The sequence below is a fragment of the Leptothoe sp. LEGE 181152 genome, assembly GCF_032906605.1.
Lineage (GTDB): Bacteria > Cyanobacteriota > Cyanobacteriia > Phormidesmidales > Phormidesmidaceae > Leptothoe > Leptothoe turfae.
On sequence record NZ_JASATU010000062.1, the window covers coordinates 301,583 to 321,550 of the forward strand.

The 19,968-nt window shown below is 44.9% G+C and carries 15 protein-coding genes; 5 read left to right on the forward strand and 10 right to left on the reverse strand.

What is annotated here, in order from left to right; all coding sequences use genetic code 11:
- Positions 1 to 18 precede the first annotated feature (18 nt).
- From QGP82_RS28830 to QGP82_RS28845, 4 genes are all read right to left on the reverse strand, one after another.
- Positions 19 to 537 (reverse strand): GNAT family N-acetyltransferase, encoded by a 519-nt coding sequence (locus QGP82_RS28830; RefSeq protein ID WP_499061738.1) that lies wholly within the window; start codon positions 535 to 537, stop codon positions 19 to 21.
- An 894-nt stretch (positions 538 to 1,431) separates the two neighbouring features.
- Complete coding sequence (crtI, locus tag QGP82_RS28835) at positions 1,432 to 3,078, reverse strand: phytoene desaturase family protein (protein WP_499061739.1); 1,647 nt, start codon at positions 3,076 to 3,078, stop codon at positions 1,432 to 1,434.
- Positions 3,079 to 3,147: 69 nt separating this feature from the next.
- Positions 3,148 to 3,996 (reverse strand): GNAT family N-acetyltransferase, encoded by an 849-nt coding sequence (locus QGP82_RS28840; RefSeq protein ID WP_499061740.1) that lies wholly within the window; start codon positions 3,994 to 3,996, stop codon positions 3,148 to 3,150.
- Between the two features lie 99 nt (positions 3,997 to 4,095).
- Positions 4,096 to 4,602, reverse strand: a complete 507-nt coding sequence (locus QGP82_RS28845) for a DUF1499 domain-containing protein (protein ID WP_499061741.1) — start codon at positions 4,600 to 4,602, stop codon at positions 4,096 to 4,098.
- A gap of 287 nt (positions 4,603 to 4,889) precedes the next feature.
- On the opposite strand from QGP82_RS28845, the gene QGP82_RS28850 reads away from it, so the two are divergent.
- The 3 genes from QGP82_RS28850 (at position 4,890) to QGP82_RS28860 (ending at position 6,784) form a co-directional block, all read left to right on the forward strand.
- Complete coding sequence (locus tag QGP82_RS28850) at positions 4,890 to 5,216, forward strand: hypothetical protein (protein ID WP_163667370.1); 327 nt, start codon at positions 4,890 to 4,892, stop codon at positions 5,214 to 5,216.
- Positions 5,217 to 5,326: 110 nt separating this feature from the next.
- A complete protein-coding gene (locus QGP82_RS28855) occupies positions 5,327 to 6,367 on the forward strand; it encodes an alpha/beta hydrolase (RefSeq protein WP_499061742.1) in 1,041 nt (346 codons plus the stop codon).
- A 51-nt stretch (positions 6,368 to 6,418) separates the two neighbouring features.
- Positions 6,419 to 6,784, forward strand: a complete 366-nt coding sequence (locus tag QGP82_RS28860) for a hypothetical protein (protein WP_499061743.1) — start codon at positions 6,419 to 6,421, stop codon at positions 6,782 to 6,784.
- Between the two features lie 36 nt (positions 6,785 to 6,820).
- On the opposite strand, the gene QGP82_RS28865 is transcribed toward QGP82_RS28860, so the two are convergent.
- From QGP82_RS28865 to cofH, 3 genes are all read right to left on the reverse strand, one after another.
- Positions 6,821 to 7,672 (reverse strand): alpha/beta fold hydrolase, encoded by an 852-nt coding sequence (locus tag QGP82_RS28865; RefSeq protein WP_163667378.1) that lies wholly within the window; start codon positions 7,670 to 7,672, stop codon positions 6,821 to 6,823.
- Positions 7,587 to 8,315 carry a hypothetical protein gene (locus QGP82_RS28870; RefSeq protein ID WP_499061744.1) on the reverse strand — a complete coding sequence of 243 codons (729 nt, stop codon included), beginning with the start codon at positions 8,313 to 8,315 and terminating at the stop codon, positions 7,587 to 7,589. Before QGP82_RS28870 ends, QGP82_RS28865 begins: the two co-directional genes overlap by 86 nt.
- A gap of 118 nt (positions 8,316 to 8,433) precedes the next feature.
- Complete coding sequence (gene cofH, locus QGP82_RS28875; RefSeq protein WP_163667383.1) at positions 8,434 to 9,585, reverse strand: 7,8-didemethyl-8-hydroxy-5-deazariboflavin synthase subunit CofH; 1,152 nt, start codon at positions 9,583 to 9,585, stop codon at positions 8,434 to 8,436.
- Positions 9,586 to 9,734: 149 nt separating this feature from the next.
- On the opposite strand from cofH, the gene QGP82_RS28880 reads away from it, so the two are divergent.
- Positions 9,735 to 10,754 (forward strand): glucokinase, encoded by a 1,020-nt coding sequence (locus tag QGP82_RS28880; RefSeq protein WP_499061745.1) that lies wholly within the window; start codon positions 9,735 to 9,737, stop codon positions 10,752 to 10,754.
- Positions 10,755 to 10,899: 145 nt separating this feature from the next.
- A complete protein-coding gene (locus QGP82_RS28885) occupies positions 10,900 to 11,664 on the forward strand; it encodes a YebC/PmpR family DNA-binding transcriptional regulator (RefSeq protein WP_499061746.1) in 765 nt (254 codons plus the stop codon).
- Positions 11,665 to 11,828: 164 nt separating this feature from the next.
- On the opposite strand, the gene QGP82_RS28890 is transcribed toward QGP82_RS28885, so the two are convergent.
- From QGP82_RS28890 to QGP82_RS28900, 3 genes are all read right to left on the reverse strand, one after another.
- Positions 11,829 to 12,287 (reverse strand): hypothetical protein, encoded by a 459-nt coding sequence (locus QGP82_RS28890; RefSeq protein ID WP_499061747.1) that lies wholly within the window; start codon positions 12,285 to 12,287, stop codon positions 11,829 to 11,831.
- Between the two features lie 155 nt (positions 12,288 to 12,442).
- A complete protein-coding gene (locus QGP82_RS28895) occupies positions 12,443 to 13,822 on the reverse strand; it encodes a pentapeptide repeat-containing protein (protein WP_163696979.1) in 1,380 nt (459 codons plus the stop codon).
- Between the two features lie 111 nt (positions 13,823 to 13,933).
- Entirely contained in the window at positions 13,934 to 19,882 is a 5,949-nt protein-coding gene (locus tag QGP82_RS28900) for a HEAT repeat domain-containing protein (RefSeq protein ID WP_499061748.1), read from the reverse strand.
- Positions 19,883 to 19,968 lie beyond the last annotated feature (86 nt).

Genomic DNA, 19,968 nt, shown 5'->3' on the forward strand with positions numbered 1-19,968 from the left:
TTGCTTAGCTTGACCTAGTTAGGCTGCATAAAACTGCGTTTGTTCTTGGGGTAATTTTATGTGATTAGGCTTGAAGGATAGCTCCAGGCAGGTGCATGGATAGCCTGCATTGCTACCTTCAAATGTGTGGACTACCTGAAAGCCTTCGCTGGCGTAGAGCCTACGGGCACGGGTATTGCCACTCAAAACGACTGTCCAGGCTTGGGAGCCAGCGAGCTCTAACCCTAGCTGTAGAAGTTCTCTGCCAATGCCAATGCCAAAGTAATCTGGGTCTACATATAGCCAGGAAACTAAATTTTCGTCAATGCCGACAAAACCAACGACTTGGCCTTGAATGCAGGCAACAAATTTTTCTGAGCGATGAAAATTGTCGATATCTTCTGGGTCCTCTGCCAGGGGCAAAAAGCTATTGGCATCGCAAGAACCTTTTAGCTCATGGGGCCGAGCGCGATCATGGATGTCACATACAACTGACCAATCTTCATCGCAATAGGCTCGGAGTAAAATCGGGCTTTGTGGGATGAGTTGTGTAGACATAGACAGACACCTTGACTGCTGTCGCTTAAACAACAATCCCTTAAGTATGGATTTCGGATAAATCTCATACATGACCCATAGGGGGCCTTTATGTCAGGTGTAGTACAAACAGTCAGGGCAATGCTGGTAGTTGGCAGTCGTTTGTATCGTTGAGTCTGTTCAAGACTATGCTTGAAAAGCAACTGATAAAGGCCTTAATAGGACGATGCCGTTGTGATGGTTAAAGTTTAATGGCACTTAAAAAACAAGAATGAGAGCCAGTTTCTATGAAGATAAACTGGCTCTCATCACTATTTTGGTGCCCAGTTGACATTGCAGTTGTGGACAAGTTGATGTCGCTAGGGCTTTTCTCCCAGTTCATTCAGTAGCTTATATCTGAGCAATACATCAGACATACTAGTCTCAGACGCATTAGTTTTTAGCTTTTTCCTGGGCTCTTCTTTTTTGCCAAGGACGTCTTTGGAAAAGAGCAGAAAAACTGTAGCGAACACTATAATTGCGGGAAAAAGTGTCATGGGAACTCCTTGGTATAACGATCAACAAGATGGCCTAGGCTTGCCTAAGTCACCTCAACACATAAACTCCTCATACCTATCACTTGTCGGACTTGAATGATGATTAATGGACCAATCACCATCAAAGCGTTAATTATGTTCGCTTACCCAAGATAGTGGCTTGGTTTTTGAAAAGTAGGTAAAGACTCTTAGTTTTTCTTTACCTTTGCGATCGCATATCCTAAATGACAGACATAATCATGCTTAAAATTAAAGGCCAGCCGCTATTACAGCAAACTGGCCTCAGCTGATAAGTTGTGATCGGTTAAACCGTTAACACTGATGATCAAAAGTTGTCATATCGGGGAAAAACAAGCCGTTCGTTTGTGTGAACAACCGCCTAAACGAGAGAAGCCTCTTTCCCTTCAGCAATACCCCCTACAATCTCAGGGGCAATGGCAAAGTCCTCTGCTACTAAGCGGGCTGTCATCTTTGCAGACATCATCACACTGGGTGTACCTGCACCAGGCTGTGTGCCTGCACCGACCATATATAGGTTAGCAATGTCCTCACTGCGGTTATGGGGTCTAAAGAATGCCGACTGTATCAATGTGGGTTCAGGGCCAAAGGCATTACCAATGTGGGCCTGTAGCGTAGTCTCAAAGTAGTCAGGTGTGATGTAACTGCAATGGACTAGGCGCTCCTTGATGTTGGGCAAATATCCTCGTTCATCCATGAACGTCAACACATTGTCTTTTAGTTTTTCACCCATCTCATCCCAGTTGATGCCAGAGGCATTATTAGGAACAGGTACAAGAATGTAGGCTGCATGGTGTCCTTCGGGGGCTAGAGACGGATCTGTCAACGTCGGTAAGTGAACGTATTGAGAATAGTCTTTGGGCATAACCTTGCGACCAAAGATATCTTTTAACAGTTCTTCGTAGCGAGGGCCTAAGATAATGCTGTGGTGTCGCAGTTTGGTGTTCTCATTGCCATCGGCCTTAAAGCCCAGGTACAGTACAAATGCCGACATGGACTGTTGAGTCACTTTTACCCGTAGGTCGCTATTCCAGAAGCGATACTTGGGCTCAATCATCTTGCCATAGGTGGTGGCCCAATCGGCATTGGAAACAACAGCATCAGCTGTCATGACGGTGCCATCAGCTAAGGTAATGCCTTTGACTACTTTCTTGCCGTTCTCTTTTTTGACATTAATTTTGTTGACCTTGGTGTTGTAAACAATCTTGCCACCCAGATCCTCAAACTTGTTGACAAAGCCACTGACCAAAGCACCGGTACCCCCCATGGCAAAGTGAATGCCCCAGGTGCTTTCAACAAAGTGGATCATGGCGTAGATGCCAGGTACTGAAAGGGGATTGCCGCCCACCAGCAGCGGTTCAAAGCTGAAGACCTGGCGCAGTTTGTCACTCTTAAAGTACTTGCTAGTAAAGCTAAATAGAGTCCGTACAGCGTCTAGTTTCAGTAGTTCAGGCACTACCCGGAGCATGGAGCCGACGCTGCCAAAATGGGTATAGCCCAATTCCAAAAAACCCCGGTCAAAAACAGCTTTAGCTGCAGCGTGGAAACGTTGGTACCCTTCAAAGTCGCCGGGTTCACCCAGCTCTAAAATTTGTCGGCGAGTGTTCTCAGGGTCACTGTCGTAGTCAAAGAATGTGCCATCATCAAAGTAGATGCGGTAGAAGGGGAGTACAGGAACAATCTTGACGTAGTGACTGGTGTTGGGGCCACCGGAAATGCCGGACTTGATACGCTTGCTTTCATCGACAATTTCTGCCGGGAAGTCGTCCTGGGTTAGGGCTGCTTGATCACGCTCCAGAGAGAACAATTCTTCAATAAAGTGGGGCACTGTGATGACTGTGGGACCCATATCAAAGGTGAAACCATCTGCTTTACGCACGTAAGCGCGACCACCAGGGGCATCCAGCATTTCCACAATAGTGGTATCAAATCCTAAGCTTTGGAGGCGGATACCCATGGTAAGTCCACCAATTCCAGCTCCAATGACGATGGCCTGCTTGCGCCCCATAACCAACTCCCATCCCAATGTAACGAACACTTAATATTTCTAATATTGTAGCGTTCCAGGGCCGTAGCACTACCCCAACTCAAATGTAGTCACCCCAAAAATTCCGCTAAGCGGCAATTCTGGAGTTGTCTGGGTATACATCCGTGTGGTTTCAAATACGTAGTGCATGTTGTATCGCTTGGCTAGTGCGACTGCTGCACCATTGACTTCCGGCACATCTAAGTAAAATGAGTCCCCTGCTGGCACTTTGGCTATTAGGGCCTGAAAAATGCCATCGGCAACGTTTGCTGTGTCGGCAAATAAGGGGCCAATTTTGTATCCGCTGTGACAGAGGCGCAGAACGCCATAGCCTTTTAGGGTTTGTCCTTGCACCATGGCAACGGCATGGCTGTTGGGTTGCGCGATCCAGCATGGGGTAAAGTGCGATCGCACCTCAGGAAAAAATCGTCCATCATATTCAATCACGGTTTCTACCGACAGATTTGCCAGCGGCACACAGCCCGAATCATCCGCTTGACCATTACCCACACCTGCGTAGCGAATATTCCGATACGCCAGGCTAAACCCAGATTTAACGTAGTTATCTTGCTGAGCAACTACGCCGTCTAGACCGACATTTCGTCCCTTTAAATATGCAAGTGCACTATGCCAAATGGCTAGCCCATACCCTTGCCCCCGAAATTCTGGCTTCACAATATAAAAGCCAATAAACCCAAAGGATTCACCGTATTTAACGGCTGAAATTGAAGCGATGGGTGCTCCATCTAGAAATCCCATCAGAAACCCTGTGGGGTCGGCATTATAAAAGCAATCGGCATCGTGCAGGCCTGGATTCCAGCCTTCTGCCGCAGCCCAGTCAACGGCGAGGTCGAGCTCACCGCGAGTCATGGGTCGAATTTGGTAGATGGGTGAGGTCACGGTGTTTTGATAGTGATGAGGGGGAATTTTCAGGGATAAATAATTGCTGTCAGGGCTTTACTCAGAAGGCCAGCTTTCCTGACAGCAATAGCTCTGATACTAAGCCCCTAAACTCTGCAGCGCTAAACGAAACTGCTCCAAACGTCGACGGTTCACACCTAGATCTGACTCTCCTAACCGTGCCGCAGAGCGCATCGCAATGCTATTACCATCTTGCAGAAAGTAAAACTCAGCATCATCCACAAACCCCATCAGACGGCTGGTAAACTCCACCAAAATATAGTCATCAGTCTGTTCGATAATCTCAGTGCGGGGCTGATTGTTAATAATGGCCACCAGCTGAGTGCGAACAGCGTCTTTGTCAGCCGTATACTCAATCGGTGCAATATAGTGCTCATCATCGCTGGCACTACTGCTAACACAGTTAGGCGACGTAGGGCAGGCAACCAGTTGCTGATCATGAATGCCAATGTTAGTCGGCGGTGTGCCCGTAAATACACCCTGCAAGCCAGGTAAAACAGCTATAGGTGCAGCCACCGCAGGGGCACTGGTGAACACTAAGCAAACGGCAACTAACAGGGGAAGTAATACGCGAAATAATTGCATGGGGACTGGGTCTAAAAGTTCTGTAAGCTGCTATCAGTAAGGACTCATTTAAACCGAAAAATTCTGGTTAAGCCGGATGTCAGAATTCAGGAGTCAAAATCCAGCCCTTCGCTGACTTCTGATTCCTGGTTCCTGACTCTCCACGCCGCCAAGATTTGTCAGTTTACTTTGATTCCCTTCAGCTCCTATTGATTGTAAGGGCGTTACCAAGTTAAGGAATGATTCTGTCGAGGATATCTAATGGGTGCCGTGCGGTACGACATCAACCCTATCTGGGGGCTAAGCCTATGGGTAAGCTGCGTTATTTATGGTTAGTGCTGCTGACTGGAGTAAGTGCCTGTGGTCCTAAGAAGCCAGTCATTCCTGACGATGTTGAAGCGATTGCCCATCGCTGTTATGAAACCGTGGCTACCGCTGAGAAGACGCCAAAACTTGCTCCTTCAAAGGCCATGGAAGACGGAACCTTTTTGATTCCTTGGTCCATTGTAGAATTGCCTGATGAACGTGGTTCGTGCATCGTAGACGGTCGCGGAGCGGTGTTGCTGTTGACAAGCAATGCCGCTGACACGCAATCTGAAGAGCAATCAACCGAACAACCTGCCTCTCAAGAGTAGTCGTGTTATCTGTGCGTTAAGGCGAGCTGATAATTAAGCAGTCCCGCAATCTTTAGGAATATGCTGAGTCTGAGCGGTAGTATTCGTCTATGCCCAGATATCAGGTTGCTATGGCAGACTACCTAACGCTTAAAAATGTTCTGAAGAGCAAAATATCAGCTCGTGAATCAGAGCTATCGCTAATTGATAATCTCTGTCGGTCGTATTTTTTATTTCATAGCGAACCCACTGAAAAAGTGTGTCTGTTTTTCCATGGATTTACGGCTGGTCCCTATCAGTTTATTCCCATGGCAGAAACCTTACACAAAGCAGGGTGTAATGTGCTAGTGCCCTTGTTACCGATGCATGGTTTGGCAGGTCAATGGGGGCCGGGTAATCCCCCGCCGCTAGCAGAAGACCCCCGCATCTATCTTAAGTTTGGGTTGCAGTGGCTTAAAATTGCCCAGAGAATGGGCTCGAAGGTGATTATTGGTGGTTTGTCTGGTGGTGCGACCCTGGCGACGTGGCTGGCCATGGAAAAAGCTGCTGATATCTATCGGGCACTGTTATTTGCACCTTACTTTAGTGCCAGCAGCAAGGTGATTGACTTATTTGTTAGGCATATTGATACCTATTTTGAATGGGAAAAATTAATGGGTCCCAGCTATCCAGGGTTTGAAATTTCTGCCCTGCGAGCAGTGTTACGAATTGCAAAATATAACTTTAAGCGGGTCAAAAAGTCTCCCATTGCCCCGATCTTTATGATCTCTAGTGAAAGCGATCGCGCTGTGAACAACTACGATCACCATCGTTTCTTTGAAGCAGCACTAGAGCATCAACCCTATTGCTGGTACAACAGCTTTGATCGGGTGTTAGATATCCCCCATACGATGATGACTGAAGCGGAGGGGAATCGATTTACCAACTTGTTGAATGTGATTACGAAGGCATACATTGAGAGTAATCTGACTTGGGAAGAGGTGGAGGAAATTGCCTATCGCATGACCAAACGCCGCACATTTAATTCGGTGGTGGCTGATCTGGGTTGGCAAGATAAAGTATCCCGTGATATGCCTGCCATGATGACCCTGGTGGATAAGTGGGATATTGCAGTTAAGCGGGAGTTGAAGGGGCGTAAAGGATGGAGACGCCATAGACGGCGGAATGATTAAGACAACAGGGAATGTCCAAATGCCTGCTGGTAGCAAGTAGGAGAGTCAATAGTGAATAGCGGAGCCAGTCTATTGTTAGAAGGGACAGTTGCAGAAGCACTGTTAACGCCGACTGAAACGGCAGTTCTGTGGGGACTGCATCACCCCTATTGGGTGGTTGCGATCGCGATCTCTCTAATTATTCTGCTCCAAGTCGGCCTTTCCCTTGCTGGTCAACTGCTGCGCCGTCTACTTAAGTGGCTAGGACGCTCTCCCTTCTCCTTGGGGCGTTGGCTCATTACCAAGACCACAGCTGGAGAATCAGCCCAAGAACAACACGTTGCAACAATTTTGCAGCGATTAAACAACCTTCAGGAAGAGCAGGCAATATTGTTGGCAGAGCTAAAAAAGCAATTGCCCAACAAAGAAGAGTTTTGAGTTTTAGGTTTTGAATTTTGAGTTGATGCGGTTTTTCTACAATTCCTGCTTTCGTAAAAATGGCACCACCGCCTCGCTCACCTTATCAGCCCAATCTTCTTGGGCATAATGGCCTACTTCTGTCATTTCGATATACTCGCCATCTTCAACTCCTTTGGCGAATGCTTTGGCGCTTTCTGCTGATAGCCAGGGGTCCGATATGCCCCAAGCCACTAAGGTAGGACGTGACCAGTTGGCAAACCCTTGGGAAATTTGCTCAGTAATTTGAGGCATTTTCATCGCGCGGATTGTCCACATCAATGAACGGCCCACATCAGAGCTTTTTAGAAATGGACGGCGGTAAACATCTAGATCGTCATCCGAGACCTGGTAAGGACCACCACCTTCCAGGGTGCGATCCACCAAGAGCGGGTCTTGGGTCACCATGTCACCTACAAAAGGCCAGCCCATCATTTTTACAGAGAAAGGTAGCTCTGCTTTGGGTGGGAGAGGTGTATTGAGAATAATTAATCTTTCGATTTTGTCAGGGTTCTGCGCAGCGTAGAGTAAACCAGTAACCCCTAAAAACCCCTGCACTACTAGGGAAAAACGGCTCAGCTCCAAAGTATCGATATAGTCGCTAAGGGCTTTGAGATAGGTGGCCTGGTCATAAGCAAATTGACGTTTATCAGGTTTTGAAGAGGAGCCGTGGCCAATCCAATCAGGGGCAATGCTACGAAACCCTTGTTCAGCCAGTGCTGGCTGAACATCGCGCCAGCTGTAACTTTGGGATACCAGACCATGGAGCATTAAAACAGGTGGCTTATCGTTGGGGGTGTCGGGCACTAGCTCGCGATATACCCAGTTCAGATCCCCAATTTGCACATCCTTGAGCTCGATTTTGGCCATAGCTTTTTTCTCCCACCTGTGGGAAAAAGCTTACCGCATTATTGACAGCCAGGGGATAAGCGTCTAAGTAGCTCTGAAAGTAAGGGCGACAGGAGGGGGCGATCCGCCACAGATTAATGGACCAGCGTTCGAGGTCAGGGCTAATCACCCGATGGGGATTTTGACTGTTGAACACGATAATTGACCCCGGTGGTAAGCGATGGATTGTTTCCGTGGCCCGCTTTTGGTGGAGTTTATCGTAGCCAGTATAGTTCGGGGTATATCCCCACTGAGTTGGAACAGTTGACAGGTTAATACTGACAGCTGGACAGGCGGCATAGGGATCGTCGCGATGCTCACGAATGCCCACACCGCCATAGGCAACGAGTCCCACATCGGGGGTAAGTGCGTCCTGATCGGGTAGGGCAACTTGGCTAGCCCGTTGATAGATGGTGCGGCAGAAGCCCCAAAACTGGGTGTGCTGCACGGCGGGTTGATAAGACCGACCACAGCTGCCTAAAATCGGCTGATGTTCAAGCCAATAACGCTGTCGTCCTATACCATAGCTAGACGTATCCAGTTCTAATAGGGATCGATGCTTGTTGAGATGTTTGCGGAGCTTATGCTGCTTGGCAGGAGGTAAGATGCTGACTATTTTAAGCATGCAGCTAACGGATGCTAGGGCTTGGAATTCGAGCGGATTAATGGTCCTGCACTACTCTACAAATCTGCTATTGGTATGGAAATAGATTTGAGTAAACATTAACGATTAGATGCGTCTGTTAATAATTGATCGTTATCCAGTTATATAAGGTATCCCGCTGTTGGCTGGGACGATTAAGGGTTGCGATCGCACCCGTCAAATCGTCCACTGACTGACAAGTACCCCCTTGCGCTCCGGCCATGGAGGTAATGTGCTCTTCCATCAGGGTGCCACCAATGTCGTTGCAGCCCCAGCGTAAGGCTTCAGTAGCACCATCCAGACCAAGTTTTACCCAACTAGGCTGATGGTTTTTGATCCAACGACCCAAATAAATACGCGCCACTGCCGTTAGTAATAGTGCATCTGAGATCACTGGCTGATCTCGACCGACTCGTTTCCGCAAGGGAGCTGGCGCATCCTGTCCCACAAAGGGCAACAATATAAACTCAGTGATGCCTGTGTCACCCTTTGCTAAAGAGCGCTGTTGCAGCTGACGTAGTTTTTCAAAGTGGCCAATTTGCTGCTCAATGGTTTCAATATGGCCTGACAGCATTGTGCTGGTGGTGGGCATGCCTAGCTCGTGGGCCTGGGTGACAATCTCGATCCAGGTGGCAGTGTCAATTTTTTCAGGACAGAGCACCCGTCGCACCCGATCATCAAGCACTTCAGCGGCGGTCCCTGGGAGTGAGCCGACACCGGCTTGGGCCAGTTCACCTATGACCGTTGCAAAGTCTAAATTGTCTTCGCGGGCAATAAACTGCACCTCCTGGGGTGAGAAAGCATGGATGTGGAGGTGAGGAAACGTTGTCTTGATGGTGGTGACGAGCTGTTGGTAATAGTCCAAAGAGCGACCGTTAATTTTTGCCGTTGGGTGCAGGCCTCCCTGCATGCAGATTTCCGTTGCGCCTGTCTCTACGGCAGCGGTTGCTTTTTCTAGAATATTTTCCCAGCTGAGCCAGTAAGCCCCCGCCTGCCCTGCATCGCGACGAAATGCACAAAAGCTACAGTGCTGTTCGCAAATGTTGGTGTAATTTATATTGCGATTGACCACATAGGTGACGGTGTCTCCCGCTTGCTGTTGACGTAGTTGATCAGCAGTCGCTCGGATGGTTTCCACGGCTGCGGCTGTGGTCTGGCTCAGTAAGGTGATGCCGTCGTCTGGCGAAATATTCTCACCGTCTAGGGCTCGGTCTAAAATGTCGGCTATGGTCGGGACTACGGGGAGGGGCATTACACTCGTTGCGGTATAGATCTAATGGACTGTGGGAAATTAATTCCTCAAGAGATCGTCGATGATCGCGGGGTATCTAAAAGGGCGTGCCAACGACTTTCTACATTCTCCAACTATCACGTTAAATTTGACCTGATTTCGAAATCATTATGATGCAACTACTAGCGGGTGACATCGGCGGTACCAAAACAATTTTGCGGTTGGTGCAGTCTGGCACTCATCCCCAAGAAACGCTCCATGAACAGCGCTTTGTCAGTGGCGATTATGCTGATTTGGTGCCGATGGTAAAAGACTTCCTGGCAGCAGTTTCAAATGCCCAGCCCCAAGCGGCCTGCTTTGCTATTGCTGGACCTGTGGTCAATAATCGTTCCCAGCTCACAAATTTAGCCTGGTCTTTGAGTGGCGATCGCATCGCTGATGAACTGGGTCTCAAAACGGTAGAGCTGATCAATGACTTTGCTGCCGTTGGCTATGGTGTACTAGGACTAACGTCAGATGATGTGTGTACGCTACAGTCGGGAACCCATGATGATCAAGCGCCCATTGCCATTATTGGTGCTGGGACTGGACTGGGCCAGGGGTTTTTAATTAACTGCGGTGGCCAATACCAGGTATTTCCTTCTGAAGGTGGCCATGCCGACTTTGCCCCTCGCTCTGAACTGGAGTTTCAGTTACTGCATTACCTGTTAGACAAACATCCTATTTCCCGTGTTTCTGTCGAGCGGGTGGTTTCTGGCCAGGGTATTGTCTCTATCTATCAGTTTTTACGCGATCGCAACTTTGCCACTGAGTCCGAAGAACTCGCTCAAGTGGTGCGTAATTGGGAGCAAGGCGCAGGCAAACGCAGCGAACTCCCCGATCCAGCCGCTGCCATTTCCAAAGCTGCCACCGTTGACCGTCTTGCTGGCCGCACCATGGAAATTTTTATTGATGCCTACGGGGCGGCGGCTGGCAATTTAGCCCTCAAACTTTTACCCTACGGCGGCCTTTACGTAGCCGGTGGCGTCACGGCCAAAAACATGCCCCTGATCCGCGACGGCAGTTTTCTCACAGCCTTTAGCCACAAAGGTCGCGTGGGCCCACTGCTGGATAATGTGCCCATTCACTTGGTTACCAATCAAAGCGTAGGGTTGATTGGGGCAGCGTTACGGGCGGGACAACTTGCGTGAGGCTCCCCTGTAGGGGCGTTCCATGGAACGCCCCTACAGGGGAGATTTTCCCATGGCCCATTCCCTATTTCTTTCCCAACCTTTCCAATTTCCTTTCAAAACTTCTCGCTACAATAGTGGGCTAGTGTATGACGACTAAGACGTTATGGCAGGGCATAGTAAATGGGCCAATATCAAACGCCAAAAGGCACGGGTTGATGCGGTTAAGGGCAAAGTATTTGCCAAGCTGTCACGGGAAATTATTGTGGCAGCAAAGCATGGTGGCGGTGACCCCGATGGTAATTTTCAGCTGCGGACGGCCATTGATAAAGCGAAAGCAGCGGGGGTGCCCAATGACAACATTGACCGTGCGATCGCAAAAGGGACTGGCAAATTAGGCAGCGATGGTGACTTAGAATCCATTCGTTACGAGGGGTATGGTCCGGGCGGTGTTGCTGTACTGGTGGAAGCCCTGACCGATAATCGCAACCGCACCGCTGCCGATCTGCGAGCGGCGTTTAGCAAAAACGGTGGCAACCTTGGCGAAACTGGCTGTGTCGGCTGGATGTTTGACCAAAAAGGCGTAGTTGTCGTCAAGGGTGAGTTGGAAGAAGATGCCCTATTAGAAGCGGCCATTGAAGGGGGAGCTGAATCTTACGAATTGACCGAAGTGGATGAAGATACCCCCGGTGCAGAAGTGTTGTGCCCCCCTAGCGATCTGGAGAATCTCAGCATTCATCTCAAAGGTGAAAGCTATACAGTGAAGGATATTGAGGTGCGCTGGGTACCGAGTAATACCGTTGATGTGACCGATATTGATCAAGCAAAGTCTCTATTAAAAATGATGGATGCTTTGGAAGATCTTGAGGATGTGCAATCGGTGACTGCTAACTTTGATGTTAGCGAAAAAATACTTCTAACTCTGCTGTAACCTTGCAAGAACGTGATGTAAACAGCCTGTGAACTCAACAAGTTTGCTTAATGCATTGCTCTAAAACAATGGTGTTTCTTCAAGAAAATTTCCCGATGATCATTGGCTATGAGGAGAGGTTGTTTGAAAATCTTTCCTGATCATTTATAAGCAAAGCCTATTCTTTATTGGTCTATGGGAAGATTCCATTTAAAATCAGGATACAACTGTTTAACCTGGCTAAGCTGAGGTTGGATTTCTACAAAAGGTACTTGTAGTTTCTGAGACAGATCAAGTACGTTGTTTGCAAAGTCAGCAACACCTGCAATACCACCTCCCAAAGTAACTACTATACTTAGGAGAGAAAGAATTCTCATACGAAGCTTGGATGGATTTTTTTCTTTTTGCTTTAAATCACTGCGTAAATCCTCAACATATGTTATAGCAAGTTCCTTATACTGGCTACTGAAAGATTCGGCTATTTGAACTAAGGATTCCAATATCTTTTCTATGCTATCAGTTCCACTGATATTCTGCTGATATTGAGCATCTATGGAGTTTATAAAATTTCCAGAAGACGAACCACTACCAATACTGTTAGCACCGGTTATTTGCGAACCACTGATGTTGATTTTATCGTTCATGATTATATAATAATCCTCGAATATCCTATCTAGCTATTCTTTCTTCAAAAAAGAACAGCTAGATAAAGTAATAATCAGAAACTTGATGTTTCTCTAACTTTACTTTTTATCCTCCCTTATAAAAAATGCTTAATTTTAAAGCCTTCAGAAATACCCTAAAGATCTTCATCAATTATTTCCTCATTCTCGATAGAGTTGTTAGCTGAAAACCCACTACCAATGGTATTCGAACCCGTAACTTGAGACTTACTGATACTAATTGTATCTCCTTCACTAACTCTCTTATCCATGTTCTGTTCAACCGTTACACTTACGGTGCTGTTGTAAAAATTCATTGGATTACTTTGTGTCTGACTTTTACCATTATCGTGAGCTTCCTTCGGCTTGGTATAACCTTCATCTCGACTCTTGATCATTTCTGATGATAGATCTTCTCTGTCGCTTCCAGTAACATTGATAATGCCAGAACCTACTACATTAGAAAAATCACTCTTTCTGAGAACTGCGTTCCTAAAGTAAACGTTAGTTAAAGAGGATTTACTAAAGCTAGTTTGCAACCTACGTATGAGCGAATCGAAAGCCTGATTAATTAACGGATGCTTCCTTCTTCTATCATCATCTGAGCTAACAGCATCATTTGCAAACATCTCACCGAAAAGCAACATTCCGATAGCTAATATAGTCACTAATAGAGCTGAAATTAAAGCACTTTCACCTTCCAACTTCTCCTTAGCAAAAACTCCTGCAGAAAGCATTGCTCCTAGAAATGCTCCAAGTATCGAAGGTATTAAAGTTAATATCCTCCTGATAAATAAATATCTCCTGTCGCGTCGATCAATTAAGTCAGAGTTCTTTAATACTTGCTTATCTAATTCCAAGTTAAGATAAGATACCTGTGATTGAGTTATAATTCCAACAAGACCTCCCATAACGCTCGCAAAGCCAAGGATTGATGTTGTTGCGAATGGATCAGGTAGTAAGCTTGTGAGTAAGAAAGATAAGGTTGTGATCCCAACTATGAACATTGCAAATACGGCACGAGTACCCTTGTAAATTGCAATAACGATTGATATAAAAAATATTATTACAAAGATAAAACCAAGGAATGAATTAAACTCACTGACTTGCGCTATATTGCCATCAGTAATGCTTTCACCACAATAAGCTTCATTAACTTTTTCAATAGGTACAGAAGCTAGACCATACATAAATACCGATGAGTATCCACAAATCAGCCCTGCTATTGCTCCGATTGGGATACAACAGAGCCTTAAGATAAAAAACCAAAATCGCGTAAAACCAGCCTTTACACGATCAAAACTAACATTAATAAGCCTTGTTTTTTGGAAATTAGCTCCATGAATCAAAGAGTCTGAAAAGCTTATTTGTTCAAGAGTAATTCCCTTAAAAGATGCTCCTCGTAAATCTGCATACGAAAAGCGACTGCTATATTCTTTGAGTTTCTGGCCACTTATTTTTGAGAAATCAAAACCTCTAAAATCTGAACGTTTTACATTATTAGTTGTAGTTGCCAAAACTTTACCCTCTTTAGATCTAAGAAACTTTTGAAGTGATAGCTGTCGATTTTATATCCAAGCTTTAAACGATTGCTTGTAAAAAGTGAAATATTGATTTCCTTAAGTATTCTAGAGATTACAAATCCAAGAACCTCTGAACCATCTTACTTGACATATAAGCGCTTGCTCAGAACCAACTCTTCTACTTGCATTCGCTCGAACGCTGTCTCTTTCTGCTCGAATGCTATTGAGAATTATTGTTAAAAGATTATTCACGTTCAAATTATCAAGTCTGCTAATCAAAGTTTCGCTTCTTACAGAGAGTAAAACCTGTTCCAAGGTTCCAACTTGCGAAGATCGTAATCCTGACCTCAGTTTTTCGACATCTCCCAAATTCTCAAATGTAGCTTCAAAAGCCAGAGTTAACTCGATACTACCGAGTTCGGATCTTGCTAGCTCTCTGAGTGAATTTCCTGCCTCTATCCTGACCGATGGATATTCTCGCTCATTCCAAAATACCCCAGTTAAAGATTCTATAATTCTTTTTCTGTAGTAATTAGAGGTTTTCTCCGATGTAAACGCAATTTGAGTGCCTAATGAAATCGCAGCATTCTTTCGTACAGTTATATCTTCATCATTGTTTACTGCATTGATTAGTGCTTCTGTTAAGCAAGTATTTTTATCGTTTTGAATATTTTTCAAAACTTCGGTTACATAGTTATTGTTATTGATATCGTTAGCTGACGGTTCTTCTCTGGGAAGTGCACATTCCCACTCTTCGTGTAACAGTCCTCCAGAATAAGTTGCTGCAATTGCTCTGATATTAAAAGGTTGATCAGACTTTAAACTGTTTACAAATAGTCTAGAAACACGGCTATCGTCAAACCCTAGCTGCCCCATCGAATATAGTAAAACTGCTTTCAGTTCATCGGAATCTGTGCTGTCCGAATTATAGTGAGCAATTAAAAGAGCATTCAGCACTTCTTGGGGATCAAGACCTACCATTGTTCGATAAGCATTTACACCTATCTGAGACACTGCATGAGCTGCTGTTGCCTGTAATTCAATAGTTTCAGACCCACTGGCATTAACAGCAATAGAATGTAACTCTGTCAATGCTAAAGATCCAAGCCTTGGATGAGTATTACCAATCTTGCCCAAAGCATAGGCTGCCGCTGCACGAGATGATGAATCGGTTCTACTTATCAAAATGTCTTGTAGTACATCCTGAGCTTCAACAGAAGCTGTTCTCATTTCACCTAAAGCATAGATGATTTCATTAGCTAACCCAGTATTAAATGTCGACTGTCTTAAACGAGCAACTAATGCTGTAGTCAAAGTTGAACTAGGCAATGCGGTTTGCCAGTCTGGATGACTATTTTCAGCATTACTACTGTAAGACACTTGTGCCAGGAGTCTAATAGCATGAGCAGCTTGCCAAGCGACAGTAGCCTCTGCTTCAAGGTCTTGTGCTAATTTTGGAATGACCTCTCTAGGATTAGCTTGTAAAAAACTTTGAATAGACTGAGCCACAACACGGGGTTCATCATTCCCTAAACGCCCTAGTAACAAATAATAGCTCTCATCATTGCTACTTTGATTAATTTTACCCAGTGCTTGAACAGCACTGGCTCGAATTACTGCACTTTCCTTGTCTTCAGCTAATCTCCTCAGTGTGTCTGTTACAGACTTGGTAAGGATAGACTCACGATTAATTTCAGGATGCCAAGCACTGCTAACTATATTAGTTAAACCTAAGCAAAGATTCTCTCGTCGAAGCAGTCCAATGGATGCATTTTCACAATCCTGTGCGAGTTGTATCGCGTCACTTGAAAAGTCTCTAAATCCTAAATTCTTAATAAAGATTTCTCTTTCTGATGCACTAAACCATTCAAAAGCATTAGGACCTAAAAGAGATAGAGTACCAACGGCAGTATCACTTAGACGTGTGTCTAGGCGTGTGTCATCTGTGTCATCAAGCTCAACTGTCGATGCTAGAGGTAGCAAACCTTCGTTGATGATAAGAGCAATTTTGTCTCGCTTTTGATTACGGTCAAACCGAGTCGAGGCTTGAACATATAGAGCAATCTCCTCCAACAGTTCTACCCGAACGAGGTTCAAATTATTTGATTTAACAATAGGTATCTTATCAATACTGCCTAGATCTAGGGTAACTAAAGCTTTCAAAGCTTTTGTGTCTGGTTCTCTCAACGCAATCTGCCCTAATGCCTCCAGAGCTGGTCTACGTAACTCTTGTCGAAGCAGATAATAATCAGATACCTCTTCTATACCCCATCCCTCTGCTTGATATTCAGCAGGTAGCTGCGCTCTTTGCTCCTCATTTTCTGGATCTTCAGGGGCAAAGTCGGGCAAACGCTCAGGTAATCGAGATGAGCCATTGGCTAAATTACTTGGTAAACATCTACTCTGTTGAATTGAGGCAGTTAGGGGATCTCCTGCTGTTGGGTCAGTTAAACGATCTTCTGAATATTCATGAGAGACAATGCCATACTCCAATGAATCAAAATGAAAATAGCGATCAAAATATGGGTGCTGTCTAAAGTCTTGGTATTGTGCTGGGGTTAAACACCAATCTAACTGACGATTTCGTCGTTCATTATTTTTACCTTCCTCCCCTACATTTACAGGGCAGTTAGCATTGGGTGTCAAATTCCGTCTACTGTTACCAGCTAAGCTGACCAAGCAACTAACTACAGCCTGTCGCCGCCAGTAATATGGATCAATCTGTCCAAGTGCAGCGATCGCACCGCTCTTCATAAGTCGTAGCTGTTCGATCAGTGATGGTTCATCTAAAACTGGCTCTCTTGTACCAGGTTCTTCTAGATTTGAAACTGTTTGACGATTTGACGCGCAAAAATGTCTGTAGGGCTGAGGATAAACATAAATTCGATCCATTAATTCTTGGACGACAGCATCATTATCAATGCCGACAGCTTCAAGAGCATAGCCAGAACCCGCACAGGCTAGTAATGAACTGTAGGGTAGAGAAAGTGTATGTTGAGCTTGGTTTAAATCATTAGCTGTGTCGTATAGTGCCTTACTGTCATTTTCTAATGCATCAAGTAAGTTACGACTCAAGCGCATTAACCGCCTCTGATCATTGGCATCCAACCATCTATCACTGCTGTGGAGCTCTTGTTCGTTGAGTTTATATAGCCCTTCCCATAATTCCTGTAGTTCTGCATCAGCTCTACTATTGCTACTCTCAACAACGCTAGTAACAGCCGCTTGCACGCGATTACTAGCATCAAGGTCTGAGGTTAGTAGCCGACGAAACCGACTAATGTATTTTTCTTGCCCATCATCAGGTTTATAGCTAATAAATTGTCTAAGGGATGTTCGTTCTAGACCAATTTGGTCCAATGCTTCGATAACAACTGCCCGAGTCACTGGATTATGAAAGTAGCTTAAATATTCATCCTTTATTGGCTGGTCAATTCGGGGATCAGGAAGAGTAATGGGGTGTAGAAGTCTCTCTATAAGATCATGTTCTCTAGAGTCAATCTGAGCAAAGACATAACTAGCAATGCTGTCCCGCACACTGTCAGAAGCGAATGTATTAGAGTCATTGCTTGCTAACAGCACATCGCGCACCCTTAAAACCCATAATAGGTCTTCAACTATTTGCTTTTCTTCTAAGCTAGCCTCTATTTTCCCGTCGCTAATACCAATTTGACCTAGCACAAATGCTGCGGCTACAGCTGCTCGATCAGTTTTAGAAACCTCTACATTTGGTATTTCTAGTTTGCAGGTTTCGTGCAAAGTATTGCTCTTGCTCTGCCAAGAGATACTAATGTCTGAAGCCATTTCCGCAGCTAATGCACTAATTTCTTCAAGAAACATTTCATACTCATACTGACCTAGGGAAAGTGTCTGTCTCAATTCATGAGGTTTTTTACTCTTAATGAATTCAAATAGTACTTGTCCTAAGTTATTTTGAGCATTAAACCTCTCTGTACTCATATCCACAGAGGTAGGTATAGTCATAACCTTGAGGCAAGTTTTGAGTTCCTGTAATTTTTGTGTGATACCTTGAGCACTTTCATTATCCCCAGATAACCCAAACTTTTCTTTAAGCTCTACTGCTTTACTAGTTTGCTCTAAAGCACGACCGTAGCGCCCTATGGTAAAAGCAACAGTAGCAATAACATTTTCTGATTGCTTTTCGTCTATACCATAGTCGTTGAGGCCTAAAAATAGTGCTTCTAGTACGCTGATTTCTCCACCGTCAATCTTGTATGCAAATTTTTGCTGCTGTAATATTTTTGGATGGAAAGATGCAATTTGGCCTAGGGCATAAGCTGCCTGCTGACGAATTTCCCAGCTTCTGGAACTCAAGCTTCTGCCAAGGAAAACAGCGAGTTTTTCCAAGGAATCTGAACTTTCTTCGGTTAGATTGAGCCTTCGATAATTAACACCGCCTGCAGCTTTTGTAGCAGATAACTGTAGTCGCTCATTACGGCTACCATTAATAGATCCCTCAGCTGCCTTAACTAACTCTCTAAAATCCTTGCTGTAGTACTGACGAAATGCGACTTCGGCTGTTTGCCTGAGCTCTTCATCCTTATCTACAGCGAATCCTTGTTCAAGGGTAACAAATAAGTTGTCTGCTCCTTGTGACAGGGATCTTGGTCTTAGGGGGATTTGAACTCCTGCATCGTTCGCTTGGTTATTAAATGTTGAATTAGATTGCGTTTCCAGTGAGCCAGATGACTGTGGCTCTCTCCTCGCGTCAAGGCGACTGGCAATATCAAGTGCTGATAGCTGTTCTGCAGTCTGCTGTTCAATGGCGTCGCGATCATTGTGATATTCATCTAAATCTTCTTGAGCTACACCATATAGGTTTCTAACTGCAAAAGAATAGAAACGATCCCCAACACTACCAAGGCGTTCTATAGCTGCGATCGCACCTGCTCGAACCTCACCAGTCTCTTCAGCATTAGCTGCGATCATATTTAATAAGCATAAAGTATGAGAAGACAGCACGTAAGGGGAATCAGTCTCCTCTTCAACGTCATTACCATTCTCCTCATCTTCAGCAGTCCGTATTGGGCAATTTACGTTTGTATTATTTGAGCTGGAGCTTGGATAAAAGATCGATGCTGCTAAAGCTTCGATAGTTGCAATCCGAATATCAATCAGTAGGGCATCAGAAGCAACATCACGATTCTCAATCTCTAAAACTGTTTGTAGATATTTTTTCAGTAAGTCATCCGTATTCTCAGAAATGAGCTTCAGCTGTCCTCTATAGTAATCACTATCAGACCTTGCTAGATATTGCTGTAGTCCCTGTCCTATATCCTTTAGAGCCTTAAGAGCTGTTAAATGAAAAGCTACTTGAGCTCTGTAGGTAGCTGCTTGAACTTTTTCTGTTTGTGAAGCATTACTACCAGCACTTAGTCTTTCACGAAAGGTCCTAGCGTCTTCAGTATTAGATATGTCTAACGTAATAAGACTATCATCGCTATTCACGAAAAAACTTACGAGCTTTTCTAGATGCTGATCCCCATTCGATGAGGCTACCGACAGAATTGCAACTTTGCTTAGTAGAGTCATAACAGAAGTTTGCAGTTGCCATGACTCAGCGGAGTTAGTAGTACGTTGAGTTTTTAGAAGCCTCTCAGCTATACTCAGTAATCTGCTTATATCTAAAGGATCTATATAATAACTATCGGTTTCTGGCTTGATTTGATCAATAACTGCTCCCAAACCATGTAACACCATTGTTTTATCGGTGTCATCGATGCTTTGTTCTTCTGACTCTAAAACTATTAGCAGCTCATTAAAAATACGACTTAAGTCTTGGTTGGAGCAGCTATCGATAGAGTTAATAACTTCATATAGCTGATTGCTGAAATCCGTGTTCTGTCTCTCTAAACTTTCTAGATAAATGTTTTCACATCTATCACTTCCATCGATCTGAGCGAAGCGTGAGTTGCGACTTAGGTCGGAAGGCCTTGGTGTAATCGCAAAAGTAATATCAGCTACCAATAACGGGAATATGCCAATACCTGCCAGTAAACGCTTGAGTACTTGCTGAGAAACCTGCTGCTTCATAGATGCCCAAATCTATTGATAGAAAAACACTTACAAAATAACAATATGATTTGAAAAGTACGTATATGCACTGACACAATCACAAT

Bases quoted from the DNA above. Each gene is read 5' to 3' on its own strand.
- QGP82_RS28830 (WP_499061738.1), bottom strand. From the start codon at position 537: ATGTCTACACAACTCATCCCACAAAGCCCGATTTTACTCCGAGCCTAT.
- crtI (WP_499061739.1), bottom strand. From the start codon at position 3,078: ATGGGGCGCAAGCAGGCCATCGTCATTGGAGCTGGAATTGGTGGACTT.
- QGP82_RS28845 (WP_499061741.1), bottom strand. From the start codon at position 4,602: ATGCAATTATTTCGCGTATTACTTCCCCTGTTAGTTGCCGTTTGCTTA.
- QGP82_RS28850 (WP_163667370.1), top strand. From the start codon at position 4,890: ATGGGTAAGCTGCGTTATTTATGGTTAGTGCTGCTGACTGGAGTAAGT.
- QGP82_RS28855 (WP_499061742.1), top strand. From the start codon at position 5,327: ATGGCAGACTACCTAACGCTTAAAAATGTTCTGAAGAGCAAAATATCA.
- QGP82_RS28865 (WP_163667378.1), bottom strand. From the start codon at position 7,672: ATGGCCAAAATCGAGCTCAAGGATGTGCAAATTGGGGATCTGAACTGG.
- QGP82_RS28870 (WP_499061744.1), bottom strand. From the start codon at position 8,315: ATGCTTAAAATAGTCAGCATCTTACCTCCTGCCAAGCAGCATAAGCTC.
- cofH (WP_163667383.1), bottom strand. From the start codon at position 9,585: ATGCCCCTCCCCGTAGTCCCGACCATAGCCGACATTTTAGACCGAGCC.
- QGP82_RS28880 (WP_499061745.1), top strand. From the start codon at position 9,735: ATGATGCAACTACTAGCGGGTGACATCGGCGGTACCAAAACAATTTTG.
- QGP82_RS28885 (WP_499061746.1), top strand. From the start codon at position 10,900: ATGGCAGGGCATAGTAAATGGGCCAATATCAAACGCCAAAAGGCACGG.
- QGP82_RS28890 (WP_499061747.1), bottom strand. From the start codon at position 12,287: ATGAACGATAAAATCAACATCAGTGGTTCGCAAATAACCGGTGCTAAC.
- QGP82_RS28900 (WP_499061748.1), bottom strand. From the start codon at position 19,882: ATGAAGCAGCAGGTTTCTCAGCAAGTACTCAAGCGTTTACTGGCAGGT.